At 58.5% G+C, this 3,310-nt stretch carries 2 protein-coding genes; one reads left to right on the top strand and one right to left on the bottom strand.

The genetic code is table 11. The features are described from left to right. Positions 1–47 precede the first annotated feature (47 nt). The gene (gene uvrB / locus ABX749_RS26905; protein ID WP_372898732.1) at positions 48–2,189 is read right to left on the bottom strand and encodes an excinuclease ABC subunit UvrB; all 2,142 of its coding nucleotides are present in this window, start codon (positions 2,187–2,189) and stop codon (positions 48–50) included. Between the two features lie 269 nt (positions 2,190–2,458). Between uvrB and ABX749_RS26900 the strand changes: the two genes are divergently transcribed. Then, positions 2,459–3,310, top strand: an 852-nt coding sequence (locus tag ABX749_RS26900) for an NAD(P)-binding protein (protein WP_372898730.1), incomplete at its 3' end; no start/stop codon positions are given.

Raw genomic sequence — 3,310 nt, 5'->3', positions numbered from 1 at the left:
CCTGCACCCATCGATTGACGCCCGTTGTGATTTGATGTCCACGCCGATCAACCGCGTTTGGGTCTCGGGATCTTGCTGCGGCCCCCCGTCCCCTTGGTTCCCTTGCGTCGTCCGCGTTGACTTTGCCGGCCCGTTGCACTCGACGGTTTTTCCTCTTCGACTTCCGCCAGCGGCTTGCCGATGTTTTCTTTTAATTGCAGGACTCGGTCTCGCAATTGTGCCGCGCGTTCGAATTCCAAGTCCTCCGCGGCCGACAACATCTCTCGCTCCAACGCTTCGACGAATTCGAGTGTGATGTACGTCGTCTCGGATTCCTCCTGCGCCTTCGCGATCGTTTTTCGTCGTTTGGCTGCATCGGTCTCGATCCCCGCCTTGATTTTTTTCCGCACCGTTTCGGGCGTGATCCCGTGTTCTTCGTTGTACGCCTGTTGGATCGCGCGACGCCGTTCGGTTTCACCGATCGCCAATCGCATCGATTCGGTCACCTTGTCGGCATACAAGATCACTTTGCTGTTGGCGTTGCGAGCCGCCCGCCCGATGGTTTGTATCAAGCTGGTTTCGCTGCGCAAGAAGCCTTCTTTGTCGGCGTCCAGAATCGCGACCAAAGAGACTTCGGGCAGGTCCAAGCCTTCACGAAGCAGGTTGACGCCGACGAGACAATCGAAATGCCCGGCCCGTAGTTCTTGCAGCAGATCCACGCGCTCGAACGCATTGAGTTCACTATGCAGCCAACGGCAACGAACGTTTTGCTCTTGGAAGAAGTTCGCCAAATCCTCCGCCAACCGTTTCGTCAACGCGGTGACCAGTACCCGTTCGTCTCGTTCGGCTCGGATACGAATTTCGTTGATCAAGTGATTGACTTGGCCACGCGCCGAAACGACTTCCACCTCGGGATCCAACAATCCCGTCGGTCGAATGATTTGTTCAACCACTTCGCCGCCGGTGCGTTCCAATTCGTAATCGCTGGGCGTCGCGCTGACGAAACAGATTTGGCCGGTTCGTTCTTCCCACTCTTCAAATTTCAGCGGCCGGTTGTCCAGCGCGCTGGGCAGCCGAAACCCGTGATCGACCAGCGTCAACTTTCTGCTGCGGTCACCGGCGTACATCGCGCGCACCTGGGGCACCGTGACGTGCGATTCGTCGACGAAGGTGATGAAGTCGTCGGGAAAGAACTCGTACAACGTGTCAGGCGACGAACCCGGTGCTTTGCCCGACAGCGGCCGAGAGTAGTTTTCGATACCGGGGCAATGGCCCACTTCGGCCAACATCTCGAGATCAAATCGAGTCCGCGCCGACAGACGCTGCGCCTCGAGCAACTTGCCTTGCTTTTGAAACAATTCCAACTGATGTTTCAACTCCGCTCGGATCACGCTGATCGCCCGTTTGATGCGATCGTCGGGCATCACAAAGTGTTTCGCCGGGTAGACGAAGACCTGGGAAAGCGTTTTGACGGTTTCGCCGGAGACGGGTTTGATGATCGAAATCTGGTCGATCTGGTCCCCCCACATTTCGATCCGATACGCAAACTCTTCGTAACTGGGCCACAGCTCGATGCTGTCGCCACGCACACGAAACTTGCCGCGTTCAAACGCCATGTCGTTGCGTTCGTACAACACGTCGACCAACTTTAATAGCAAGTGATCGCGGCGAATCGATTCGCCCCGCGTCAGACTGACGACCAGTTGCTTGTAGTCCTCGGGTGAACCCAATCCATAGATGCTGCTGACCGAGGCAACGATCACGACGTCGCGTCGGCTGACCAGACTGCTGGTGGTGGCCAATCGCAGTCGATCGATTTCTTCGTTGATCGAGGCGTCTTTTTCGATGTAGACGTCGCGCTGGGGGATGTAGGCTTCGGGCTGATAATAATCGTAATAGCTGACGAAATAGTGGACCGCGTTCTCGGGAAAGAACTCCTTGAACTCGCTGTACAGCTGGGCGGCCAACGTCTTGTTGTGGCTGAGCACCAACGCCGGGCGGCCGACGTTGGCAATCACGTTGGCCATGGTGAAGGTTTTCCCGGTTCCGGTCGCACCGAGTAGCACCTGAGCGGACGAGCCAGAGTTGAACCCCTTGGTCAGTTGTTCGATCGCTTGGGGTTGGTCACCGGCCGGTGGAAAGGGCTGGTTGAGATGAAAGTCGGCCCGGGGCAGCTCCTTGGCGGTTTGCAGCTCTGTTTGTTCGTCCATCCTGTTCGTCACCGGGGTTGTCGCCAAAGGGTTGGTTTCACGTCGAATTATCACCCACACGGGGAGACGGCCCAAGGCCACATCGACTCCGGTGGCGTTGTAATCGGCAAGATCACTACTGCGGGGCGGTTCTGGCGGATCACCCCGCAGACGCGACAATTTGGCTCGAAATTGACTCTGACGTGGACGATGACGAGCGAAAACGGGTTGTTTTCTCCCCAGCAGAAGCAATCAATTCGGAAACAGACCATGGACCAAGGAAGGCCCTGATGGACGATTTGTCTTCGCTGGAAAATCTGTCAGAACTCGGCACCGCCGCACTGGCGAGCGAAATCCCACGGCGGCAATTCGGCAAGGGAGCCCTGGCCGCCGGCATCGTTCCGCTGAACCTGTTCGGCTGGGGAGAAAAACCGAAGCAAGATTGCCCGATGAATACGATTCGCGAAAAGCGTTTCGACACACTCGTGGCCGTCATGGCCGCACAAATCGATGCGCTGTGGTGCGGACGCCAAGGCGACAACGCCTGTCAAGTCGCCAACGATTTGCTGCGGTACGCCGATCACCTGCCCCACCGGATGCAGCTGGGCATCAGCGTCGCGCTGCTGTGGCTCGATGTCTACAGCGTCAAACACACCGCCACGCGGCTGAAGCACCACACGCCCAAGGGGGTGCAGCGGGTGCTCAATCAGGGTGAAACCCCGCGGCGAAACGGGGCGCCGCCGTTGATCTTGTGGGACGAGGATCACCTGCTGCACCTGGCGGTCAGCGGATTGGCGATGTTGGGGCGATTGGTGATCCACTCGCGCGCTCCCGCCCGCCGATTGATCGGATTGGGCTGGAGCAAGAAATGCGAACGCGTTTCCAATTTGGTCTCACTGCCCGCGCCGCCGTTGGCTGATCTGAGCGAGCACTATGACGTGGTCATCATCGGCAGCGGCGCCGGCGGCGCGACCGCAGCAACGCGGTTGACGGCGCAAGGGCGAAAGGTCTTGATTTTGGACTATGGTGATTTCGTCAGCCCCGATGCGCTGGTGCAACGCGTCAAAGACTCCGACGGAAACGTGCGGCTGGCACCGCCGCGAAGTGATGAAGTGCTCGCCCGGCTCTACAAAGACGCCGGG

This window comes from Stieleria sp., from assembly GCF_041595215.1.
GTDB classification, from domain to species: domain Bacteria; phylum Planctomycetota; class Planctomycetia; order Pirellulales; family Pirellulaceae; genus Stieleria; species Stieleria magnilauensis.
Note: the sequence above shows the minus strand (reverse complement) of the source record. Positions and strands in the feature narration are given on the sequence as shown.